Below are 19,092 nucleotides of genomic sequence, written 5' to 3' on the forward strand. Positions count from 1 at the left end.
TTTGGCCTAGCGGCCAAACCCGGGAATACCGAACAGACCGGGCCGCTGCTCCGGCGGCGGAGGTGGCGGCGGGGCCGCCTGCGGCGGTGGCGGCAGAGGCTGCGGCGGACGCTGCTGCACGGCCTGCTTGGGCGCGGCCTTCTTCTGCGCCGCTGGCGGTGGTGGGGGCGCGGCCGGCTTGGTTGCCGGATCCGGCGCTGCGGTCGCAATGGTCTGCTGCGGCTCTTTGCAATCGGTCAGCCAGATATCGTAGATCGGGTGCTCGACGCCGTGCAGGCCGGGGCTTGCGGCATACATCCAGCCGGAGAAGATCCGCTTCACCTCGCCCTGCAAGGTGATCTCGTCGACCTCGACGAACGCGTCGGTGTTGGCGGCCTCGGTCGCGGGGCGCGTGTAGCAGGCATCGGTCTTCACCCGCAGCGCGCCGAATTGCACGGTCTCGCCGATATCCTCGTCGAAATTGATGATGCGGCCGGTGATCTTGTCGAGGCCGGAGAAGGTCGCCTTCTTGTTCACGATCTTCTGGGCCGGCGGCTCGGTGACGACCTCGTCGCCCGGCTGCAGGCTCGCCGGTGCCTGCGGCACGGCGCCCTGCTGGGTCCCGCCCTTCTGCTGCGGCTGGCGCTGACCAGGAACAGCACCGGGAGCTGCGCCCGGCTGGGCCGGCCCGCCCGGGGGCGCAACCGCCACGGCCGGCGGCTGGTTCTGCGGCGCGATGGTGGTGCCCGGCGGCGGCGCCAGCGGCTGGGTTTCGACCGGTCCGGGCATGGCATTGCCCTGGCGCGGCATCGGGCGCGACGGCAGCACACGGCCCTGCGGCGGCAGCTCAGGCACCTCTTCGTCGTCGTCGGGGGTCGGGGCCGGCTGCGGCTGTCCGCCACGGGGAATGGTCCCCGGCGGGCGCAGCGGCGGCGGATCGGAGAAGATCGTGCCGATCTGCGCCTGCACCGGCGTTGCAACCGTCAGCGCGCTGGCAGCCAGCAGCGCCGCAAGGCCTGTCAGGGTAAAGGTTTTGAACATCTCGCGCGGCTTCAACAGCGAATCGGGCTTGTTGGACATTCTACAGGGGATACCGCCGCTCGCAGGCCAACCGGTTAACACGGCGAATACGGCGGGGAAAGGGCGGCATTCCTGGCCTGCCGGCCACCCGCTGGCCATCCCGGCCCCTGGATGGGATAGTTGGAGGCCTCTCCCCGGGGCCCGAAGCGGGCATTGCCCCCGTCCAACGATAACCAGAAACCACCGAGGTCGCCCCCATGCCCGTCGTGCTCGATCCCGATGCCGCCGCCGTCTACCGCACCTTCCAGGAGGCTGGCCGCCCTCCCTATGAGACGCTGCCCCCTGCGGAAGCGCGCGACGATTACCTCCGGGCCCGGTTTGCCACCAACCCCGAGCCGCCCGAGCTGGCCCGCGTCGCGCCGCTGTCGATCCCTGCACCCCACGGCGCAATCCCGGCACGGATCTATGTGCCGAAACAACCGCGCCTCAAGGATGGGCTGGCGCCCGCGCTGGTGTTCTTCCACGGCGGCGGCTGGGTGATCGGTGATCTCGACAGCCACGACGTCGTCTGCCGACAACTCGCCGACGCAGGCGCGCTGATCGTGATCGCGATCGACTACCGCCGCGCGCCCGACCATAAGTTCCCCGCCGCAACCGATGATGCGATTGCCGCGACCAGATGGGTGGCTGCGAATGCGCGCGAGCTCGGCATCGACCCTGCGCGCCTTTCGATCGGTGGCGACAGCGCCGGCGGCAATCTCGCGGCCGTCGTTGCGCTGGCCGCGCGTGATGGCGACGGCCCCAAGCTCGCGGGCCAGGTGCTGATCTATCCCGCCGTCGACTTCGCCATGACGCACGGCTCGCACAGCGAGCCAGAGACCAGCGTGCTGCTGACGCATGCGGTGGTCCGCTGGTTTCGCGACCATTATCTCAACGGCGCCGCCGATATCCATGACTGGCGCGCCTCGCCGGCCCGTGCGACCACGCTCATCGGCCTGCCGCCGGCCTATGTGCTCACCGCCGGGGCCGATCCCCCGCGCGACGAGGGCGAGGAATACGCCGCACGGCTGAAGCAGGTCGGCGTGCCGGTCACCACCAAGCATTATCCCGGCCAATTCCACGGCTTCTTCACCATGGGCAAACTGCTGCAACAGGCCAATGTTGCCGTGAGCGAGATCGGCGCCTGGCTGAAGACGTTGGGCTGACAACGCCACCATCCTGATGTCATCAGCGCTTCAATCCCTCTTCGCCCTTCCGCTGCGCGGCCTGACCTGGCTCGGCAGCCAGGGCACGCGCGCGGTGGCGGCTGTCGTATTCATCGCCGCAGCCGTGCCTCCGCTCGGCGCGTTGCTGCGTCCCTACGTCACCGAGGCGATCCTCGTTCTACTCTGCATCTCTTTCATGCGGGTCGATCTCGTGGCGCTCTATGGCCATCTGCGTCGGCCTGCGCTGGTGGCGACCGCCACGGCCTGGACCACGATCGGCGTGCCCGTCATCGTTGGCTTGATCGCGCATGCGACCGGGCTCACCGAGCACGCGCCCGGCCTGTCGCTGGCTCTGATGCTGCAGAGCATGGCCTCGCCGATGATGGCCTCTCCGGCGCTCGCCGCCCTGATGGGCCTCGATGCGACCCTGGTGCTGGTCACCCTGGTGACCGCAACCGCGATCGTGCCGTTCACCGCCTCGCTGTTCGCAAGCCTGTTTCTCGGCGGCATGCTCAGCATTTCCCCACTCACGCTTGGCCTGAAACTGCTCGGCATCCTGGCGGCATCGCTGCTGGCCGCGACCGTCATCCGTCGGCTGTTCGGCACCGAGACGATCCAGCGCTACAAGCAGCCGATCGACGGCTTCAACATCATCATCCTCTTCATCTTCGCGGCCGCCGTGATGGGCGACGTGATCAGCGACCTGATGGCGCGGCCGATCTTCACCATCGGCCTCGCGGCTCTGTCCTTCACGATCTATTTTGCGCTGCTTGCCATCACGACCTTGCTGTTCCGCCGCATCGGCACCGAGCGCGCGCTCGCACTTGGGCTGATGGTGTCACAGCGCAATCTCGGCCTGATGCTGGCCGCGACATCAGGCGCGCTGCCGCCGACGACCTGGATCTATTTCGCGATGACGCAGTTTCCGATTCATCTGGCGCCGTACTTGCTGACACCGATCGCGCGGCGGCTGACGGCGCGGGCGGAAACGTCCAGCCCGGTGGCTCCAAGCAGCGCAACTTAAAAGCTGCCGTCTGGAGGGCGCGGAAGCCCTTATGGATTGCGCGACTTCTTTTTCTTGCACTCCGCCAAGATCCAGTCGTGGAACGCCTTCATCGCATGCGAGAGCCTCTTGGATTTGAGCGACGTGAGCCAATAGGATCCCAGAAAGACTTGGTCGTCATAGGGGCAAACCAGCCGCTTGCGCGACAGATCGTCCGAAAACAACGCGACCGGCAGGAGCGCGACCCCGGCGCCTTGAGCCGCGGCATGCGCCAGGGAGACCGACGAGTCGAAGGTGGGGCCGGTCATCCGCGGTTGCCTGCATTTGACCGCCTCGAACCATTGCGCCCACTCGCCCGGCCGGTACGACCGCAACAACACCTCCTTATGGAGGTCGACTGGATCTTTCAGGCGCTTGGCGACATCAGGCGCGCACATCGGTGTGAAATGGGCCTCGACCAGCCGCTCGGCGTTCGTTCCATGCCACGCGCCGTCGCCAAATCGAATGGCGTAGTCCAACCCTTCGCCGCCGAGGTCCACACGGTTTTGTTCGCAAAGATTCTGACATCGATGTTCGGATGATCAGAGGTGAAGCTCCTGAGACGCGGAAGGAGCCAGCCGGATGCGAACGTTCCGACGACGCCAACTGTCAGCATTTCGCGCATTCGACCGTTCTCGAACCGGTCCAGCACCTGATTGATTCGGCCGAACGCATCCGAGATTGCAGGCTGCAGCGCCTCGCCTTCTTCCGTGAGAGCGAGCCCGCGGGTCAATCGCCGGAAAAGCTTGACGCGCAGGCTCTCTTCCAGAACCCGCACCTGCTGGCTCACGGCCGCCTGCGACACCCGCAGTTCGAGACCGGCCTTGGTGAAGCTGAGATGGCGCGCGGCCGCTTCGAATGAGCGGAGCGCGTTCAGGGGCAGATTGGAAATATTGGCAGGGCGACGGGCCAAGTCCGGATCCAAGTTTTTTCCGATCCAAGTTTTACTTATGGATGGCCTTACGAACCATCGTTTGTCAATCGCCCGGGCGCGACGCAAAACCTTGCCGCATTCAGGGGAGTTCTCGATGCTCACACGACGTCAATTCAGCTCATCCGCATTTGCGATCGTCGGAAGTCTGTTCCTGCCAGATGTTTCGGTTGCCGCGTCAGGTGGAACTGCACCGCTCATCGAGGCGATCAAGCAGCTGGAACAGAAGAGCGGAGGCCGACTCGGCGTTTCCGTGCTCGACACGAATTCCGGCGTTCCGATCCATCACAGGGGAGACGAACGCTTTCCCATGTGCAGCACATTCAAGGTCCTGGCAGCGGCAGCAATATTGAAAGACGTGGGCAGCAAGCTGGAAGGCCTTGAACGGCGCGTTCGTATCGAGCAGGCCGATCTCGTCGAGTACTCGCCGGTCACGAGCAAGCATGTCGGCGGAGAGGGAATGTCGCTTCGCGAACTTTGCGAGGCTGCCATCACCCTGAGCGACAACACGGCCGGCAACGCACTTCTGAAAAACATTGGCGGTCCCGCCGGCTTGACCAGCTTTGCGCGCAGCCTGGGCGACGAGACGACCAGGCTCGACCGGATTGAAACCGAACTGAACGAAGCCGCGCCGGGCGATCCCCGCGACACCACCACGCCGAATGCGATGGCCGCAAATTTCCGGCGTCTGCTGCTCGGTGATGCCCTCGTTCCTGAAGGGCGCGATCAACTGATCAAATGGCTTGTGGCCAACAAGACCGGCGACAGCCGTTTGCGCGCGGGCCTGCCGCAAGGCTGGCGTGTCGGCGACAAGACCGGTTCGGGTCAACGCGAGACGGCCAACGACGTCGCCATCGTGTGGCCGCCTGCGCGTTCGCCGATCATCATCGCGGTCTATCTCACCGGCGCATCGCTCGATCCCAACGGACGAAACGATGTGATCGCATCCGTCGGTCGGGAGGTCGGCAAGGCCTTTGGCTGACGATCGTGTGCCCGCCCTCCCCGTGCCGCTGTCGATCCCGGCCCCTACGGCGCGGAGATGTGCGGGGCTACTCCGGCAAGCCAGCGGCTCGCAAGGCCGATGCGATCTGCTTGCGCACGTCGTTTGAGCGGAAAGGAACAGCCTGTCGGCCACGCGAAGCGTGGTAGTCCGGCTGAAGTTTCAACAATTGCGCCGCCGCTTCGCGGGCTTCGAAAGCATGTCCAGCTCGGACCGAGTTCGCAATATAGGCTTCGAGCATATTTGTATCGGCGGTGAACTGGAATGCCTTCACCGCCAAGGCGCATCCTTCCTCGAATCGTCCCTGACAAAAGTGTGCAAACGAGATCCCCAACCAAGCAGTTGCTCGTAACGGATCAAAAGGACTTAACCTGATCATTCGGTCGAAACTCTCAATGGCGCGTTCTGGTTCACCACACATCAGCGACACCCATCCCCGGGAGTACCAGGCGATGGCGAGATTTGGGTTGAGAGCGACAGCCTGCTCGACCATCAACAATCCACGATCATATTCCTGCCCAAAGTACGTCAGCACATGGCCGCACCTGGCCAATGTGAAAGCGTCGAAATTTGCCGCTCTTGCACCCAAGCGAGCAAACTGAACCGCATCCGCTCGCATTTCCTCCGTCAGAGGCAAGCCGCTGGTCACTTGCTGCACGAGAAATGTCCACGCAGCCATGGCAAATGCTGCGGCGTATTCTTCGTCTCGTTCAAACGCTTCCTTAAAGAAGGCCCGCGCTAGAGGTTGCGCCCTCCGACTTGTCCCCAGCGCCATACCCCGCAAGAAGAAATCGTAGCTGTCCAGCTTTTCGGTAGGTTTCCGTCTCGATCGTTCGATTTCCGCCTGCTCGAGTTTCGGAGCAATCAGCCCAACGACCTTTGCTGTGATTTGGTCTTGCAGACCAAAAACGTCCTCGAGCGCACCATCAAAATGGTCAGCCCACAAATGTCGATCCGTCACAGCCTCTAGAAGCTGCCCGGTAATGCGAACCTTGCTTCCGGCTTTTCTAACGCTTCCCTCTAATACGTAGCGGACGCCGAGTTCTCTACCGACCTGCTTTGCGCTGACAACGCGCCCCTTGTAGGTGAAGCTCGTGTTGCGACCAATGACGAACAGCGATTTGAACCGGGACAGTGCAGTCGTGATCTCTTCAGTCATGCCATCGGCAAAATACTGCTGCTCGGGATCACCGCTCATATTCTCGAACGGCAGCACCGCGATGGACGGTCTATCGGGAAGCGCGAGAGTGGGTGCTTCCGGTCCTGGCCTGCTCCCAGGGCCCATCGGCTCTCTGGTCTCACTCTCCGCCACGGTTCCGATGAACCGGACGCCCTTGCGCGGCAGGGTCTTGATGAGGCGCTGCTCTTCACCGGAGTCGCCGATCGCAATTCGGGCGGCATTCAGGCGGGTCGTCAGCGCAGCGTCGGACACGATGCGGCCCTTCCAAACGGCGTTCACCAGGTCATCCTTGCTGACGACCCGATCCCTGTTTCTGATCAGGTAGTCGAGCAGGTCAAATACCTGGGGTGCGATCGCGATGAGGCTATCCCCGCGATGCAGCTCGCGCCGGTCGGTGTCGAATGCGTACTCTTCGAACAGATAGCGCAAATTCTGATCCGTTGAGTGAGCCGGCCGACCGGAGGTTGGTCCCGGCGAAAACCGCAAGAATAAGCTGCTGAAAAGGAAAATGTAAGCTGCCGGTCAAGCGCGGCTGGATCTCCCCTGGCAATCTCGTGCGGGTGCAGATCTTCCAGAGGAGACAGGGCAATGAGCACGATCTACAGCACCAGCTGGCTCGAAAGAACCTCCGCATCAACGCGGTGTGTCTGCAGCCTTTTCTGGGAGTGCTGGGATGCCTTCCAAGAATGGAGTGATAGGCAGAAATTACACGCTACGTTGTCTAACTTGAGTGATAGGGAGTTGATGGACATCGGCGCTTCGCGCGGCGAGATCGACTACGTCGTCTCAAACAGCGACATCGGCCCGCGAGGCATCCGGAGCCGCGTCCATCCTCTCGTCTGAGGCGCACCGGCCTCCATTGGACCGCCTATCCCGCCCGTGCCGCGCGCCGCAACGCCTGCGGCGGCTGGCCGAAGGCGCGGATGAAGGCGCGGCGCATGCGCTCGGGGTCGCCGAAGCCGGTTGTTTCGGCGACGCGCTCGATCGCCTCGCGCGAGGACTGCACGCGCTCGCGGGCGACCTCTATCCTTAAGCGCTCGATCGCTTTCGATGGTGTCGTGCCGGTCTCGGCGGCAAAGGCGCGGGCGAAATGTCGCGCGCTCATGCCGGCGCGATCGGCGAGGTCTTCCACGGTCAACCTCGCGTCGAGATTTTCCCGCGCCCACGACAACAGCCCACCGAAGCGGCCGTTCGGCGTCTTCAACTCGAGCAGCGACGAGAACTGCGACTGGCCGCCGCTGCGGCGATGGTAGAGCACGAGCTGGCGCGCGGTCGCTTGCGCGATCTCCTCGCCGTGGTCCTCGGTGACCATCGCGAGCGCGAGATCGATGCCGGCGCTGATGCCCGCCGACGTCCAGACGTTGCCGTCCCGGGTGAAAATCTGGTCCGGCTCGAACTTCACCTTGGGATAGCGCGCGACGAATTCGCGGGTGCGGCCCCAATGCGTGGTGGCGCGGCGGCCGTCGAGCAGGCCGGCCTCCGCAAGCACATAGGCGCCGGAGCAGACACTGGCGATGCGCACACCGCGCCTGGCCAGCCGCTGCACGAAGGCGAGCGTCGCAGGACAGCCCGCCGGAGCCGACACGCCCGCGCCGCCGGCCACGACCAGCGTCGTGATCGCGTTCGCAGATTTGAAATCGCGCGCCATCATCTCGACGCCGGAGGACGAGCGCACGGCGCCCGCATTCAGCGCCAGCACCCGCAGCGCCAGCGGCTTGCCGCTGGCGCGTGCCGCGATCTCGAACACCGAGATGGGACCGGCCGCATCGAGCAGCTGGAAGTCCGGGAAGATCAGGATGCCGATCATGGTCATGTCCGAAAGTGAGGGAAGTACGCCATTTTGGACAGGAGGGCACCATGCCATTTTGCGCCCGTCAAGTTCTTCTTCGGAGGCTCTCATGTCGGCACCGCTCCAGATCGGACTTCTGGTATTCCCGCGCGTCACCCAGCTCGACTTCACCGGCCCGCTGCAGGTGTTCTCATCCCTCCCCGGCGCGACCGTGCACCTGATCTGGAAGACGCTTGATCCGGTGCCGAGCGATTCCGTGCTGATGCTGACACCATCAGTGACATTCGCCGACTGTCCGCAACTGGATGTGATCTGCATTCCCGGCGGGTTCGGCACCGATGCGCTCCTGAATGATGAGGAGACGCTCGACTTCGTGCGCAAGCAGGCAACAAGCGCCAAATTCGTCACCTCGGTCTGCACGGGATCGCTGGTGCTGGGCGCGGCCGGGCTTCTGAAGGGCTACAATGCCGCGACCCATTGGAGCGCAATGGAGATGCTGAATTTGTTCGGTGCGACACCGACAAAGACACGCGTCTGCGTCGATCGCAACCGCGTCACCGGCGGCGGCGTCACGGCGGGGATCGATTTCGCATTGACGCTGGTCTCGCTGCTGGTCGACCGCACCACTGCCGAGGCCATCCAGCTCCGCCTCGAATACAACCCCGCGCCGCCCTTCAATTCGGGCTCGCCGGAGACCGCGCCAGACGAGGTGCTCGCGCTCATGAAGGAGCGGATCGCGCCATTCCAGGCGCGGCGCTTGGATGCGGCCAAGCGGGCGGCCGAGCGGCTGATGTAGTGTGTCCCAACGCTGCGCTCGCAATGACAGAGCCCGCGGCCCCGCTCTTCTCCCCCCAACCCAACAGAAAAAGGCCGCTCGGTTTCCCAAGCGGCCTTTCCTGTCTCACGGCGGCGCACATTCTCATCGGGCGATGTCGGAGCTTCCAGACCGGGGGCCTATCTCCCGATCGAGTCCTTCCTCGGCAGCCGCTGCATTTCGGGACAGTCGCGAACTGTTGCCCGAACCGAACGCGATGGTTTCCCATCTCCGTAAGATGGGTTCATTGAGCCGCATTGCTCGTGCGGACGCAACGGCCCGGCAATCAGCATCCCCGCTGATCCCGTTGTCCACAGCGACGTCATCAGGATGCGCGTGCATCCAATCCGGAAGATGAAGAAGGCTGGAGCTAACCAGGCGTCCAGGGCTGGTAGTCGCCGGTCGCCTTCGGCCGCCTGCCGCTGGCCAGGGTCGAGCCCGCGGGCCGGTAGGCCTTCGGCGTGCCGGTCAGATTCGGCTGGTGCGGCTTTTCCCACTCGCGCGGCTGGTAATTGATCTCCGTCGGCGGGGTGTCGACGACGTGATGGATCCAGCCGTGCCATTCCGGCGGAATGCGGCTGGCCTCCGCATAGCCGTTATAGATCACCCAGCGCCGCTCGAAGCCGAGCGTTGGGTCGATCTTGCCGCCGGCGGTGCGGTAGTAACGGTTGCCCTGCTCGTCCTGGCCAACCAGCTCCCCGAACCTGGAGGTCCAGAGTTGGGTGCCAAAGGTCTGGCCGTTCCACCAGGTGAAGAGCTTCAGGAAGAATTGTTTCATGCGGCAAGGGCCCTGCTTCGTGGGGTCCTGATGCCATCCGGACGGCCAAATGTCCAGTTCGGCGGGCGCGGCCATGCCCGGCCCAAATGCGGTGACGGGGCCGCCAGAACGACCACAAAGAGAACGCCGCGCCTCGGACGCCATCCGTTCACGCTGGGTACAGCAGCCCGGTGGGAATCTGCGGTCCATGCGCAAACCGGCGTGATCCCAGGAACTGGTGCCCTCTCAAGGGATTTGCTTTTCGGGAAAAGGAGTTTGAACATGAACAGTCTGAGAGTTTTGGGTGCGGCCGCAACGCTGGCACTCGTTCTGCCGATGGCGACGCCGAGCTTCGCCCAGGGCCACGGCGGCCATTTCGGCGGCGGTGGCGGTGCTCACTTCAGCGGAGGTGGTGCTCACTTCAGTGGTGGCGGTGCTCACTTCGGCGGCGGCAGCTTTGGCGCCGCCCGCCCCGCCGGTGGCAATTTCGCTGCCAGCGCAGCCGTACGGCCGTCCGGAGGAGCGACCGGCTTTACGGGCCGCAACTTTGCAGCAGCCGGAGGCCAATGGAATGGCGGCGGCGGCCACTGGAACGGCGGTAATTGGCACGGCGGCTGGCATCACCATGGCGGCTTCTGGCCGGGTTTCGCGGCGGGCGCAGCGATCGGCGGACTCGGCTCATACGCCTATTATGGCGGCCCGTATTACGGCGATGGCTACTACGACGACGGCTATTATGACGACAGCGCGACCGTCGCCGTGGTGCCCGACACAGGTGGCGATTCGTCGGCCTATTGCGCCCAGCGCTACCGGTCCTACGACCCGGCCTCGGGCACCTATCTCGGCTATGACGGCTTGCGTCATCCCTGCCCGTAGGACGGGGTGACGATCATCGTTCAAGGGCGGCGCCGATGACAGGCGCCGCTCTTTGCTTGACCGAGCCTTCGCCAATTGGGCCCATCACCTCAACCTGTCATTGTAATCCGATGAAATTCAGCTGCGGCACCCACGCCGGCATCGGGAACTCGCAGGGCGCTATGCATTGCTCCGTGCATATCTTTCGGTCCAATCCAAAATTGACCCGACGTACGATTCGCCTATATCACCAGTCGCTGTGGGGACTTCGATCTACTGGGAAAGGTCATGCCGCGTATTCTCGTGGTCGATGACGATCCGATGGTCGGCGCGACCATCGAGGTCCTCCTCCAGCGCCAGGGCTTCGACGTCACGTTGACTGACGGTGGCGAAACGGGACTTGCTGCGCTGGAAGCGCAGACGTTTGACGTGATGTTGGTTGATATCTTCATGCCGCATATGCGCGGCTTTGAATCGATCCGTATCTTCCACGAACGCGCGCCGGCGATTCCGTTGATCGCCATGTCGGGCTACGCCTTCGCCTCATCCGCCTCGCCCTCCCCGGACTTCCTGCGCATGGCGCTGGAGCTCGGGGCGACGCGCTGCCTACGCAAGCCATTCACGCCCGAAGCGCTGCTGGCCACGATCCGGGAATGCCTCGGCGAGAGCGCGCCGCCAAAGGACCAGAAAGAGGCCCCTTGATCCCCTCGCAGCGCGTCATTCTCGGTGCTGGACTTGCCGTTCTCCTGCTCATCACCGCCGCCTCGATCGGTCTCGATGTCAAGTCGCGGTCGGACGCCGCCCAGGTCAACCGTACCGTCGAGGTGCTGAAGAAGGTCTCGGATCTGCGTATCCTGCTCCGCCGTGCCGAAAGCGCCGCGCGCGGCTACGAGATCTACCGGAGTTCAAGCTTCAACGACGAATTCCAGACGGTGCGTGCCCGGATCGCGCCTGCCCTTGCCGACCTCAAGCGCAACAGGCGCGACAATCCGGATCAGCTCGCGCTGCTCGAGAGCACCGAGCCGCTAGCGCTGCGCCGGCTCGACATCGCCGCGGAGGCCATGCGCCTGCGCACCGCCAATGACAGCGACGGCATCGCCGCGCTCCAGAGCAAGGGCGAAGGCCGCAGCCTGATGGACATGGTGATGGGCAATCTCGACCGCCTGAGTTCAGGGGAAGAACGGTTGCTCAACGAGCGATCGCAGGCTTCGCGCCGCACCGGCACCGTGCTGCTCGGCATCGACGTCGCCGGCGCCCTGGTGATCCTGTTGCTGGTCGTGATGGTGATGCGCGAAAGCCAGCGTGCCACCGTACAACTTCAAAGCTCGCTCGATCAGACGCAAGCGGCCAAGGAGGCGCTCGAGGCCGCCGTTGCCGAACGCACCGAGCACCTCGTCATCGCTCACGACGAATTGCGTCTGTCGGTCAACGTGCTGCAGAGCACGTTCCGCAGCATGGCGGAGGCGGTGCTGGTGATCGACAAGGAAGGCACCGTGCTGCTGTCCAATCCGGCGGCCGAGCGCATGCTGCTGCATCGGGCCGGCACGAACCTCGGCAATCTGCGCGCGCTGTCCGACGTGTTCCACGGCGACGGCGTCACGCCGCTGAAGTCCGACGAGCTGCCATCGGTGCGCGTGCTGCGCGGCGAGGAGTTCGAAGATCTCGAGATGATCGTCCGCCCGCACAGCGGCAACGGCACGCGCCACCTGATGATCAGCGGCCGGCCGATGCGCGACGGCCAAGGCAACATCTCCGGCGCGGTGCTGGTCTATCACGATGCGACCGCCTCGCGCGAAACCGAGCGGCAGCTGTATCAGTCGCAGAAGCTCGATTCGATCGGCAAGCTGACCGGCGGCGTCGCGCACGACTTCAACAACATGCTGACCGTGATCTCGGGCAATACCGAGACGCTGGTGACAGGGCTGAAGGATCAGCCCGAGCTGCAGCGCACCGCGCGCCTGATCGACGATGCCGCCGCGCGCTGCGCCGACCTGATCCAGCATTTGCTGGCCTTCGCGCGCAAGCAGCCGCTGCAGCCGCGCGATGTCGAGATCAACGCCGCCATCACCGACATCGCAAAATTGCTGCGCCCGACCCTCGGCGAGCAGATCCAGATCGAGACCGTGCTCGAAAAGGGACCGATGACCTCGCACATCGATCCGTCCCGCCTCACCAATGCCGTGCTCAACATGGCGATCAACGCCCGCGACGCCATGCCGAACGGCGGCAAGCTGCTGCTCGAGACCCATCACGTCGTGCTGGACGAGGCCTATGCGCAGGCCAATGCGGACGTCACGCCCGGCCCCTACGTCATGCTCGCCGTCAGCGACACCGGCACCGGCATGCCGCAGAGCGTGCAGGACAACGCGTTCGAGCCGTTCTTCACCACCAAGGAGATCGGCAAGGGCTCCGGCCTCGGCCTCTCCATGGTCTACGGTTTCGTCAAGCAGTCCGGCGGCCACATCAAGATCTACAGCGAGGAAGGCCACGGCACCACGATCAAGCTCTATCTGCCGCCTGGCCAGGGCATCGCAGAAGCGGCCGGCGTGAGCGTGCCGCAGGCTGAAGGCGGCGCCGAGACCATCTTTGTCGTCGAGGACGACAATCTGGTGCGCACCTTCGTCACCGCCCAGCTCCAGAGCCTCGGCTACAAGACCGTCGCCGCCGCCGACGGCAAGGCGGCGCTGGAGCTGATCGACGCCGGCCAGGCCTTCGACCTGCTCTTTACCGACGTCGTCATCCCCGGCGGCATGAGCGGCCGCGAACTTGCCGACGAAGTGGCCAGACGTCGGCCTGGTGTGAGGGTGCTCTACACCTCCGGCTACACCGACAACGCCATCGTCCATCACGGCAAGTTGGATGACGGCGTGATGCTGCTGACCAAGCCCTATCGGCGCAACCAGCTCGCGGAGATGATCCGGAAGGCGCTGGGAGCATGATCCGGAAAAGTGTGCAGCGGTTTTCCCTCGCGACATCAGCGGAACGCGTTTGCGCGGAGATCATGCTCGAACAAAAAGCCTAGCGCGTCGCCAGCAGCACCGCGGCGAGCGTGAAGATCAGCCCGGCGATCTGCCCTGATCCGAGCGGCTCGTGCAGCGCGATCGCCGACGCCACCACGCCGATCACAGGCACCGCCATCGTCCCGATCGCCGCCACCGAGGCCGGCAGGCGCGCCAGCGCTGCGAACCAGCTGACATAGGCGATGCAGAACTGCACCACGGTCGAATAGACCAGCAGCCACCAGCCAACCGGCGTCACCTTGTCCAGATGCGAGGTCTCGACGAGTAAGCCGATGATCGAGATCGGCAGGCAGCCGATGCCGATCTGCCAGGCCGCAGCCGTGATCGGCGGCAAATGGATCGGGTACTTCTTCGAGAACACCGTGCCGATTGCAAAGCCGAGCGCGCCTGACAGCGCCATGATGATGCCGGGCAGCTTCTCGGCGCTGGCGGCAATGCCGTTGCCGCCCATGATCGAGGCAAGGCCGGCAAAGGCCATCACCAGCCCCAGCGTGCGCAGCAATGTCGGCCGCTCGCCGAGCACGGGCCAGGCGATCAGCGAGGCCCAGACCGGCATGGTGTAGGCGATCAGCGCCGCCTCGCTGGCCGGCAGCCAGAGCAGCGCCAGCCCCATCAGCACCATCCAGCCGGTGACGTTGAGGAGCGCGGCCGTCAGCAGCCGTGGCCAGATCGCGGGCGCGACCTTCAGGCTGTCGCCGCGCACCAGCGCCAGCAGCGCCAGCAGCGCGGCGCCGAGCACGCCGGTGACGCCGCGCAAGGTGAGCGGCGGCAGCTCGCCGATCAGGAATTTGGTAACAGGCCAATTGAATCCCCAGCCGATCGAGGTGATGGCGAGGAACATCAGGCCGGCCGGGGCGATGCGCGGTCGCGCATCCCGGCGAGTCGAATCAAGCATGTGGGCAGTCCGGCAAATCAGCGCTCAGCTTGGCGCGGATTCGCGGCCGCGACCACCACCGCGGCGGGCATGCCTGCCCTCAGCTTCCGTACCACTACGTGAGTCCCGCTGACGCAATCCCGGTCCCGAAAAATATACCTGCCCTGTGAACAGCGGGATGAAGGGTCCGGATCAGCGCGGGATGCAAATTTTTTCGGTTGGGAATCCCTGAGGACTCACCGATACTTGCCTCCACAACAGGCACGGGCCTGCCCCCTGTTATCCCCCGCAATCCACCATATTTAGTATTTGATTCAGGAACTCGCACTAGTTCTTGACGGGCGCTTTGGAGAGTCCTAGCTTTCGGACCGTTCGGCGCGAGTGAGTTTGCGTCCCGCCGGCACTCCCCCAAAGGGTCCGCACAACTGCACTCCGCCAAGCCAGACGAAGGCAGCGGGATGAGGGCTTGTCTGCCCTTGGAAGGCGGATTTTCGGGCGCCAGAACGGGCCGGCAACAGGCTCGGATGGCATCAGTAGACGTTGTGACGTTGTGGGGCGTTTGAACGCATGTCGGGCTCATCCCTTTGGGGCGGATGGGCCTGGGCATGCCGGCGGATGATCGGTGCGCGCATCGAGGAGTCACGTCGGGAGAAACTGGGCCGGATCCACCGGCTGAACTGCGGTGCCCAAGGGCCGATGCGGCCCTGAAGGAAACGCGAAATGAAATGTCGAGCCGGCCGCCTTCAACGAGAGGCGGATCCGGCTCAAGATTAAGGACGGGGCAAGACCATGCGGATTGAGCGGCGCCACACCATCTCGGGACAGTCACCTTATGCGGGAATCGAATTCCGCCTCACCACGTCGGAGATCCGGAATCCCGACGGCTCGGTCGTGTTCAAAATGGACGGCGTCGAGGTCCCGGCCGCATGGTCGCAGGTCGCCTCCGACGTGCTCGCCCAGAAGTATTTCCGCAAAGCCGGCGTTGCCGCCCGCCTGAAGAAGGTCGAGGAGGAATCCGTCCCCTCCTTCCTGTGGCGCTCCGTGCCCGACACCGAGGCGCTGGCGTCTCTCCCCGAGAAGGAGCGCTATGTCAGCGAGCTCTCGTCAAAGCAGGTGTTCGACCGCCTCGCCGGCTGCTGGACCTATTGGGGCTGGAAGGGCGGCTATTTCTCCTCCGACGAAGACGCGCAGGCCTTCTACGACGAGCTCCGCTACATGCTCGCCATGCAGATGGTGGCGCCGAACTCGCCGCAATGGTTCAACACCGGTCTGCATTGGGCCTATGGCATCGACGGCCCCGGCCAGGGCCATTATTACGTCGACCCCTTCACGGCTAAGCTGACCAAGTCCAAGTCCGCCTACGAGCATCCGCAGCCGCACGCCTGCTTCATCCAGGGCGTCGGTGACGACCTCGTCAACGAGGGCGGCATCATGGACCTCTGGGTCCGCGAAGCCCGCCTGTTCAAATATGGCTCCGGCACCGGCTCCAACTTCTCGCGCCTGCGCGGCGAAGGCGAAAAGCTGTCCGGCGGCGGCCGCTCGTCCGGCCTGATGAGCTTCCTCAAGATCGGCGACCGCGCCGCCGGCGCCATCAAGAGCGGCGGCACCACGCGCAGAGCCGCCAAGATGGTCGTGGTCGACGTCGACCACCCCGACATCGAGACCTATATCGACTGGAAGGTGAAGGAGGAGCAGAAGGTTGCTGCGCTGGTCACCGGCTCCAAGATTAACCAGAAGCACCTCAAGGCGGTGCTGAAGGCCTGCGTCAACTGCGAAGGCTCGGGCGACGATTGCTTCGACCCCGAGAAGAACCCTGCCCTGCGCCGCGAGATTAAATTGGCTCGCCGCTCGCTGGTGCCTGACAATTACATCAAGCGCGTCATCCAGTTCGCCAAGCAAGGCTACAAGGACATCCAGTTCGACACCTACGACACCGACTGGGACAGCGAAGCCTACCTCACGGTGTCGGGCCAGAACTCCAACAACTCGGTCTCGCTGAAGGACGATTTCCTGCGCGCCGTCGAGACCGACGGCGACTGGAATCTCAACGCCCGCACCTCGAAGAAGGTGACGAAGACGCTGAAGGCACGCGACCTCTGGGAAAAGATCGGCTACGCCGCCTGGGCGTCGGCCGACCCGGGCCTGCACTTCAACACCACCATGAACGACTGGCACACCTGCAAGGCGTCAGGCGACATCCGCGCGTCGAACCCGTGCTCGGAATACATGTTCCTGGACGACACCGCCTGTAACCTGGCGTCCGCCAACCTCTTGACCTTCTACAACACGACGACAAAACAGTTCGACGTGAAGGGCTACGAGCACCTCTGCCAGCTCTGGACCATCGTGCTCGAAATCTCCGTGATGATGGCGCAGTTCCCGTCGAAGGCGATCGCCGAGCTCTCCTACGAGTTCCGCACGCTCGGCCTCGGCTATGCCAATATCGGCGGCCTCTTGATGACCATGGGCCTGTCCTATGACAGCAAGGAAGGCCGTGCGCTCTGCGGCGCGCTGACCGCCGTGATGACCGGCATCACCTATAAGACCTCAGCCGAGATGGCGGCCGAGCTCGGCACCTTCCCCGGCTACAAGAAGAACGCCGCGCACATGCTGCGCGTGATCCGCAACCACCGCCGCGCCGCGCATGGTGAGGCCAGCGGCTATGAGGCGCTCAGCGTCAACCCGGTGCCGCTCGACCACGCTTCGTGCCCGCAGGCAGACATCGTCGCCCATGCCAAGGCGGCCTGGGATGCGGCGCTCGAGCTCGGCGAAATCAACGGCTATCGCAACGCCCAGACCACTGTGATCGCGCCGACAGGCACGATCGGCCTCGTCATGGATTGCGACACCACCGGCATCGAGCCCGACTTCGCGCTGGTGAAATTCAAGAAGCTCGCCGGCGGCGGCTACTTCAAGATCATCAACCGTGCAGTGCCCGCGGCGCTGCGCGCGCTCGGCTATCGCGAGAGCGAGATCGCGGAGATCGAAGCCTACGCCGTCGGCCATGGCTCGCTGTCCAATTCGCCCGGCATCAACGCCTCGACCCTCAAGGCAAAGGGCTTCACCGATGAAGCCATCGCCAAGGTCGAGAAGGCGCTGCCGACCGCCTTCGACATCAAGTTCGCCTTCAACAAGTGGACCTTTGGCGAGGATTTCATCCGTGACCAGCTCGGCATCGGTGCTGAAGCCATTGCGGCCCCCGGCTTCGACCTGCTCCAGGCCGTCGGCTTCACCAAGCGCGAGATCGAGGCGGCCAACGTCCACATCTGCGGCGCGATGACGGTCGAAGGTGCTCCGCACCTCAAGGCCGAGCACTATCCGGTGTTCGACTGCGCCAATCCCTGTGGCAAGATCGGCAAGCGCTATCTGTCGGTCGAGAGCCACATCCGCATGATGGCGGCGGCGCAGCCCTTCATCTCGGGTGCGATCTCCAAGACCATCAACATGCCGAACGACGCCACGGTGGAGGACTGCAAGTCCGCCTACATGCTGTCGTGGAAGCTCGCACTTAAAGCCAACGCGCTCTATCGCGACGGCTCCAAGCTCAGCCAGCCGCTCAACTCGCAGCTCATCAGCGACGACGAGGACGAGGACGATGCGGTCGACCATCTCTACGAGAAGCCGATGGCGGCGCGCGCCGCCCAGGTCTCGGAAAAGATCGTCGAGAAGCTGGTCGAGCGCATCATCGTGATGCGCGAGCGCGAGAAGATGCCGGACCGCCGCAAGGGTTACACCCAGAAGGCTGTCGTCGGCGGCCACAAGGTGTACTTGCGCACCGGCGAATATGACGACGGCCGTCTCGGCGAGATCTTCATCGACATGCACAAGGAAGGCGCCGCGCTCCGCTCCTTCATCAACAATTTTGCGATCGCGGTCTCCCTCGGTCTGCAATATGGCGTGCCGCTCGATGAATATGTCGACGCCTTCACCTTCACCCGCTTCGAGCCGGCGGGCCCCGTGCAGGGCAACGACAGCATCAAATACGCGACCTCGATCCTCGACTACGTCTTCCGCGAGCTCGCGGTGAGCTACCTTTCTCGCTTCGACCTCGCCCATGTCGATCCCAACGAGACCGGCTTTGACGCGCTCGGCAAGGGCGTCGAGGAAGGCAAGGAGCCCGACGAGGACGGCGGCCACCACGCCACCAAGCTGGTGTCGCGCGGCCTCACCCGCTCGCGGACCGACAACCTCGTCGTGATGCGCGGCGGCAGCGCCGCGATCGCCCAAGGCAACGACAGCGCTCCGTCAGGCGGCAGCAAGATCACGGCGCTGGCCCACGGCGCCTCCCGCGTCGGCGACGCCATCGAAGGCGCCGTCGCCCTGAAGCAGGAAGCCAGCCACGACCTCTCGCCCACCGAGAAGCTCGAGGCCCTGCAATGGAGCAAGGCCGGCAGCGCCGCGACCGCCGCCCCCACCAAGGCCGAGCGCCGTGCCGAAGCCAAGGCCAAGGGCTACGAGGGCGAGATGTGCTCAGAGTGCGGCAACTTCACGCTGGTGCGGAATGGGACCTGTATGAAGTGCGATACGTGCGGAAGTACGACGGGGTGTTCGTGAGGGGAGCTCGCGCTCGCTAGGATCGCTGAGCCCGACTTTGCTCAAGCATCTCAAAGGGCGGTCGCGAGACCG

14 protein-coding genes and 1 pseudogene are annotated in these 19,092 nt (G+C 64.5%); 9 read left to right on the forward strand and 6 right to left on the reverse strand.

All coding sequences use genetic code 11. From position 1 onward, the window contains the following. Positions 1 to 6: 6 nt before the first annotated feature. Positions 7 to 1,059 (reverse strand): DUF2155 domain-containing protein, encoded by a 1,053-nt coding sequence (locus XH80_RS37100; RefSeq protein ID WP_271602897.1) that lies wholly within the window; start codon positions 1,057 to 1,059, stop codon positions 7 to 9. Positions 1,060 to 1,256: 197 nt separating this feature from the next. Here XH80_RS37100 and XH80_RS37105 point away from each other — a divergent pair, with 197 nt between their 5' ends. Together XH80_RS37105 and XH80_RS37110 are read left to right on the forward strand one after the other, a co-directional pair. Next, entirely contained in the window at positions 1,257 to 2,204 is a 948-nt protein-coding gene (locus XH80_RS37105; protein WP_271602898.1) for an alpha/beta hydrolase, read from the forward strand. A gap of 16 nt (positions 2,205 to 2,220) precedes the next feature. Continuing rightward, positions 2,221 to 3,228: a Na+-dependent transporter gene (locus tag XH80_RS37110; protein ID WP_271602899.1), complete on the forward strand. Its 1,008-nt coding sequence runs from the start codon at positions 2,221 to 2,223 to the stop codon at positions 3,226 to 3,228. Positions 3,229 to 3,257: 29 nt separating this feature from the next. On the opposite strand, the pseudogene XH80_RS37115 reads toward XH80_RS37110, so the two are convergent. Further along, positions 3,258 to 4,138 (reverse strand): annotated as a pseudogene (locus tag XH80_RS37115) (LysR family transcriptional regulator). A gap of 136 nt (positions 4,139 to 4,274) precedes the next feature. On the opposite strand from XH80_RS37115, the gene bla reads away from it, so the two are divergent. Beyond that, a complete protein-coding gene (gene bla, locus XH80_RS37120; RefSeq protein ID WP_271603319.1) occupies positions 4,275 to 5,159 on the forward strand; it encodes a class A beta-lactamase in 885 nt (294 codons plus the stop codon). A gap of 67 nt (positions 5,160 to 5,226) precedes the next feature. On the opposite strand, the gene XH80_RS37125 is transcribed toward bla, so the two are convergent. Next, on the reverse strand, positions 5,227 to 6,786 hold the full coding sequence (locus XH80_RS37125; RefSeq protein WP_271602900.1) for a winged helix-turn-helix domain-containing tetratricopeptide repeat protein: 1,560 nt from the start codon (positions 6,784 to 6,786) through the stop codon (positions 5,227 to 5,229). Between the two features lie 159 nt (positions 6,787 to 6,945). Between XH80_RS37125 and XH80_RS37130 the strand changes: the two genes are divergently transcribed. Continuing rightward, positions 6,946 to 7,200, forward strand: a complete 255-nt coding sequence (locus tag XH80_RS37130) for a DUF1127 domain-containing protein (RefSeq protein ID WP_271602901.1) — start codon at positions 6,946 to 6,948, stop codon at positions 7,198 to 7,200. 25 nt (positions 7,201 to 7,225) lie between these two features. On the opposite strand, the gene XH80_RS37135 is transcribed toward XH80_RS37130, so the two are convergent. Next, complete coding sequence (locus XH80_RS37135; RefSeq protein WP_271602902.1) at positions 7,226 to 8,164, reverse strand: GlxA family transcriptional regulator; 939 nt, start codon at positions 8,162 to 8,164, stop codon at positions 7,226 to 7,228. A 91-nt stretch (positions 8,165 to 8,255) separates the two neighbouring features. Here XH80_RS37135 and XH80_RS37140 point away from each other — a divergent pair, with 91 nt between their 5' ends. Beyond that, on the forward strand, positions 8,256 to 8,942 hold the full coding sequence (locus XH80_RS37140; RefSeq protein WP_271602903.1) for a DJ-1/PfpI family protein: 687 nt from the start codon (positions 8,256 to 8,258) through the stop codon (positions 8,940 to 8,942). Between the two features lie 388 nt (positions 8,943 to 9,330). Here the strand turns inward: XH80_RS37140 and XH80_RS37145 are convergent, their stop codons facing one another. After that, positions 9,331 to 9,738, reverse strand: a complete 408-nt coding sequence (locus XH80_RS37145; RefSeq protein WP_271602904.1) for an NADH:ubiquinone oxidoreductase subunit NDUFA12 — start codon at positions 9,736 to 9,738, stop codon at positions 9,331 to 9,333. A 261-nt stretch (positions 9,739 to 9,999) separates the two neighbouring features. On the opposite strand from XH80_RS37145, the gene XH80_RS37150 reads away from it, so the two are divergent. The 3 genes from XH80_RS37150 to XH80_RS37160 all read left to right on the forward strand — a co-directional run bounded on the left by XH80_RS37150 (position 10,000) and on the right by XH80_RS37160 (position 13,511). Continuing rightward, complete coding sequence (locus tag XH80_RS37150) at positions 10,000 to 10,593, forward strand: BA14K family protein (protein WP_271602905.1); 594 nt, start codon at positions 10,000 to 10,002, stop codon at positions 10,591 to 10,593. Between the two features lie 267 nt (positions 10,594 to 10,860). Next, a complete protein-coding gene (locus XH80_RS37155; protein WP_271602906.1) occupies positions 10,861 to 11,274 on the forward strand; it encodes a response regulator in 414 nt (137 codons plus the stop codon). Continuing rightward, positions 11,271 to 13,511 (forward strand): CHASE3 domain-containing protein, encoded by a 2,241-nt coding sequence (locus tag XH80_RS37160; protein WP_271602907.1) that lies wholly within the window; start codon positions 11,271 to 11,273, stop codon positions 13,509 to 13,511. Before XH80_RS37155 ends, XH80_RS37160 begins: the two co-directional genes overlap by 4 nt. 79 nt (positions 13,512 to 13,590) lie before the next feature. Here the strand turns inward: XH80_RS37160 and XH80_RS37165 are convergent, their stop codons facing one another. Beyond that, a complete protein-coding gene (locus XH80_RS37165; RefSeq protein WP_271602908.1) occupies positions 13,591 to 14,487 on the reverse strand; it encodes a DMT family transporter in 897 nt (298 codons plus the stop codon). A gap of 768 nt (positions 14,488 to 15,255) precedes the next feature. On the opposite strand from XH80_RS37165, the gene XH80_RS37170 reads away from it, so the two are divergent. After that, a complete protein-coding gene (locus XH80_RS37170; protein ID WP_271602909.1) occupies positions 15,256 to 19,020 on the forward strand; it encodes a vitamin B12-dependent ribonucleotide reductase in 3,765 nt (1,254 codons plus the stop codon). The last annotated feature ends 72 nt before the right edge of the window (positions 19,021 to 19,092 follow it).

Source organism: Bradyrhizobium sp. CCBAU 45384 (assembly GCF_028128665.1).
Classification (GTDB): Bacteria; Pseudomonadota; Alphaproteobacteria; order Rhizobiales; family Xanthobacteraceae; genus Bradyrhizobium; species Bradyrhizobium manausense.